The organism is Mycobacterium sp., from assembly GCF_049802695.1.
In the GTDB taxonomy this organism is placed as follows: domain Bacteria; phylum Actinomycetota; class Actinomycetes; order Mycobacteriales; family Mycobacteriaceae; genus Mycobacterium.
The window spans coordinates 1-3,609 of the sequence record NZ_JBARMY010000269.1; the positions used below are offsets into that span (position 1 = coordinate 1).

Here is a 3,609-nt window from a genome sequence, read left to right on the forward strand (position 1 = left end):
GTGGTGGAGACGGCGGTCGACGAGGCTCTGCAGCGGACGGGTCGGGCGCTGGGCCCCGGACCGCTGTGCCTCGACGAGCGGCACGCCCGCGCGGTCGCGGATTTGACTGTTTACGTGCGGCAAAGCCACGCCGAGCGCGACCTGGCCGCACTCGGATTGCTCGCAGCGGCCGGCCATGACCAGGATTTTGATGCCTGAGATGTCCCTGTCGACCAGTGCGCGCCTGCAGGCCAGCCCGATCCCCAACGGGGGCACCCCCGTCGAACAGTGGACCGGTTGGGAGCACCGCTTCGCAGCACTGGATCTCGCCGACTGCCCGGGTCTGACGGTCATCGCACCGCACCCCGACGACGAGACGCTGGGCATGGGGGCGACGGTGGCGATGCTGCGGGCAGCCGGCGTCGACGTGCAATTGGTGTCGGTGACCGACGGCGGAGCCGCTTACCCGGGGTTGGATGACCGGGGTCGGGCCGCTCTCGAAGGGGTGCGCCGCGCCGAGCTGCGCCGAGCCGCCGAAGTGCTGGGCGCCGGCGATCCGGTCCGACTGCAATTACCCGACGGTGCAGTGGCCTGCCATGAACAGCAGCTGACAGAGCGAATCGCCGACCTGTTTAACGATTTCCCGGCCGGCCGGTGGTGTGCGGCGACCTGGCGAGGCGACGGTCATCCTGACCACGAGGCGGTGGGGCGCGCCGCTGCCGCCGCGGCAGCCCGAAGCGGTGCGGTGCTGATCGAGTACCCGGTGTGGATGTGGCACTGGGCCAAACCCGACGACCCCGCGGTGCCGTGGCACCGGGCCCGTCGAATCCCCTTGACGGCAGCGGCGCTGGCCGCCAAGACGGTCGCGGCGCAATGCTTTTCGAGCCAGATCGAGCCGACGCCGGATGCCGCCCCGGTGTTGCCGCCGACGGTGGTGCACCGGCTGTTGGCGGTGGGGGAGGTGGTGTTCGTCTGACCAGGCTGCCCGATGATTACTTCGGTCGGATGTATGCGTCGTCGGCCGATCCGTGGGAGCTCGGCACCCGCTGGTATGAGCAGCGCAAGTATGCGATCACCCTGGCGCTGATGCCCAGGCAGCGCTACCGGCATGCGTTCGAACCGGGCTGTTCCGTCGGGGTGCTGACCGCGCTGTTGACCCAGCGCTGCCTGCGGGTGACAGCCACTGATGTCGCTGCCGCGGCGCTTGACGGCGCCGACCGGCGACTGCGTGCGGCAGGCGAGCGCGACCGGGTGAGGCTGCTGCAGCGGTCGCTCGATGAAGGTTGGCCGTCCGGCCCGTTCGACCTCCTGGTGCTCTCCGAAGTCGGCTACTACCTGACTCCTGATGCGCTTCGCGCTGTGCTGGACCGGGAATGCCCGGCGCTGGCCTCCGATGCGACGGTGCTCGCGGCGCACTGGCGTCACCCGGTCGAGGGCTACCTGATGTCGGGTGATCGCGCCAACGAGGTCATCGGCGCCACCGCCGGTTTCCATTCGATCGGCAGCTACCGGGACGCCGACGTCGCCGTCGACGTCTTCGACACCGCCGACGGCGAGTCGGTGGCCGCCCGCACCGGCGTACCGATTGCCTGACCGCGCAGCGAGCGGCTAAGCGGGGATCGGGCGTCGCTGCCGGATAAAGTCTTCGCCGCCGTCATAGTCGTCGTCGGCGTTGTAGGTCAGCACACCAACCGTCGCGCCGTCGGCCTCGTACCAGACGGTGAAGCCGCCGTTGCGTTCCACCATCCGGGCGTGCTGAAATCCGTCGCCCCACGCGTGATACTTCAAAGTCGCTTCGCCGATGGTGGTCCAGAAGCCCGGCACACCATCCCATTCGGCGGCCTGACCCGCCGCGACCGCGCCGGCGATCGAGCCGTGGTCGACCGCGTCCTGCCAATGCTCAACCGCCACCCGCCGGCCGGCGGTGTTGTTGAAGGCGAAAGCGACGTCGCCGGCGGCGAACACGTTGTCAGCTGAAGTCCGCATCTGCGCGTCGACGACGATCCGGCCGTCGCTGGTCTTGATTCCGGCGGCTTCGGCCAGGGCGGACTGCGGCTGGATGCCGGTCGCCGCGAGGATTAGATCGCAGTCGATGGTCACCCCGTTGTCGAGCCGGACCGCACCCTTGTCCAGACCGCTGACCGACACCGACCCGGCGTAGCGCACTCCCGTCTCGGTCAGCAGGCTGGTGATGCGTCGACCGGCGTCGTCGCCCAGACGCTTGGCCTGCGGCACCGGATCCGGCGCGACGAGTGTGGTCGCCACACCCCGCATCGCCAACGAGGCCGCTGCTTCGCAACCGATGAAGCCCGCGCCGATCACCACCGCGGAATCGGCTGCGACGGCGGCGTTGCGCAGCGACTCGGCGTCGGCCAGCGAACGCAGCTGTAGCGCCTGCTCACCTCCGGGCACCGGGAACGGTGCCGGCTTGGCCCCGCACGCCAGCACCAGCCACCGGTAGGGGTAACGGGTCCCGCCGGCGCTCACCGAGTAGTCGGTGACGTCGACGCCGTCGACACCTGCTGCGTGGACCAGTTCGACTCCGTTGTCGTCGAACCAGTCAGCGGGATGCAACTCGCCGTCGGCCGCGTCGGCCTCGCCGCGCAGAAATTCCTTGCTGAGCGGGGGCCGGGCGTAGGGCAGCGCCGGATCGTCGGTCAGGATGCGAACGGTGTCCTGCGAATTGTGTTGCCGGAACGCCTCGGCGGCGCTCACGCCTGCCGGTCCGCTGCCGACGATGACCAAACCTGGTGAACTCACGCCTGCGTGACTACCCCGCTGCCGGCGGCTTTACGCCGGTTCGGCCAGCTCCAATCAGCAACCGGGCCTGCCTGCTGACCACTTGTGTCACTTACTTCTCGGGGCAGGAGGTAGGCACCTTTTGCCCGCCTCGCAGCGACTATCGCCGAAGTCGCTCGAAGGTGGGCACAACGGCACTCCCTGCCTGCGGAGAGAGATGTGGCGGGTGTGACGGCCGGTCAAAGCGACGACGACAGGGCGGAAGCGTTTACCGGATGCTGGGTAGTGTCGTCGCTGATCATCGGCGTGACACAGCGGCAGGAGGTGACACCGGTGTCCACTGAGCTGCGCCCTGCCGTCGGCATGGGCGTCCCGCTACCGGTGTTGGCGGCGGCGGTCGGGGCGGAGGTCCCGGACGGCCCGGATCGACGCGGAGTCGTGCCCGACGTGCTGATCACCGGCGTGACGTTGCGGGCGCAGGACAGCGTGCCGGGCGACTTATTCGCCGCGCTGCCCGGCGCGACGACGCACGGCGCCCGCTATGCGGCTGACGCAGTGCAACGCGGCGCGGTGGCAGTGCTCACCGACGCCGAAGGAGTTGCTCAGATCGCCGGCCACGCCGGATCAGCGCCGGTGTTGGTCCATCCGGCGCCGCGAGCCGTGCTCGGTGAACTGGCCGCCACGGTGTACGGACACCCCTCCGGGCGGATCACCGTCATCGGCGTCACCGGCACCTCCGGCAAGACCACCACCACCTACCTCGCCGAGGCCGGTTTGTCCGCGGCCGGGCGCGTTCCGGGGCTGATCGGCACCATCGGGATCCGGATCGGTGGCATTGACATCTCCAGCGGGCTGACCACTCCGGAAGCGCCCGCGCTGCAGGCCCAGCTC

The 3,609-nt window shown here is 69.7% G+C and carries 4 protein-coding genes and 1 pseudogene; 4 read left to right on the forward strand and 1 reads right to left on the reverse strand.

Annotated features, from left to right (window positions below; genetic code table 11):
* The 3 genes and pseudogenes from WA317_RS11000 to WA317_RS11010 form a co-directional block, all read left to right on the forward strand.
* Positions 1-198: pseudogene (locus tag WA317_RS11000) on the forward strand (acyl-CoA dehydrogenase); the annotation flags it as partial.
* Positions 191-955 carry a PIG-L deacetylase family protein gene (locus WA317_RS11005; RefSeq protein ID WP_425173058.1) on the forward strand — a complete coding sequence of 255 codons (765 nt, stop codon included), beginning with the start codon at positions 191-193 and terminating at the stop codon, positions 953-955. The pseudogene WA317_RS11000 and the gene WA317_RS11005, both read left to right, overlap by 8 nt.
* A 29-nt stretch (positions 956-984) precedes the next feature.
* Positions 985-1,572, forward strand: coding sequence for an SAM-dependent methyltransferase (locus WA317_RS11010; RefSeq protein WP_425173059.1), 588 nt, complete (start codon positions 985-987; stop codon positions 1,570-1,572).
* Positions 1,573-1,587: 15 nt separating this feature from the next.
* Here the strand turns inward: WA317_RS11010 and WA317_RS11015 are convergent, their stop codons facing one another.
* Entirely contained in the window at positions 1,588-2,739 is a 1,152-nt protein-coding gene (locus WA317_RS11015; RefSeq protein WP_425173060.1) for an NAD(P)/FAD-dependent oxidoreductase, read from the reverse strand.
* Between the two features lie 342 nt (positions 2,740-3,081).
* Between WA317_RS11015 and WA317_RS11020 the strand changes: the two genes are divergently transcribed.
* Positions 3,082-3,609 (forward strand): Mur ligase domain-containing protein (locus WA317_RS11020; protein ID WP_425173061.1); only part of this gene is annotated, 528 nt, incomplete at its 3' end.

Excerpts from the sequence above, each read along its gene's own strand:
- WA317_RS11005 (WP_425173058.1), top strand. The coding sequence starts at position 191 with ATGCCTGAGATGTCCCTGTCGACCAGTGCGCGCCTGCAGGCCAGCCCG.
- WA317_RS11010 (WP_425173059.1), top strand. The coding sequence starts at position 985 with ATGTATGCGTCGTCGGCCGATCCGTGGGAGCTCGGCACCCGCTGGTAT.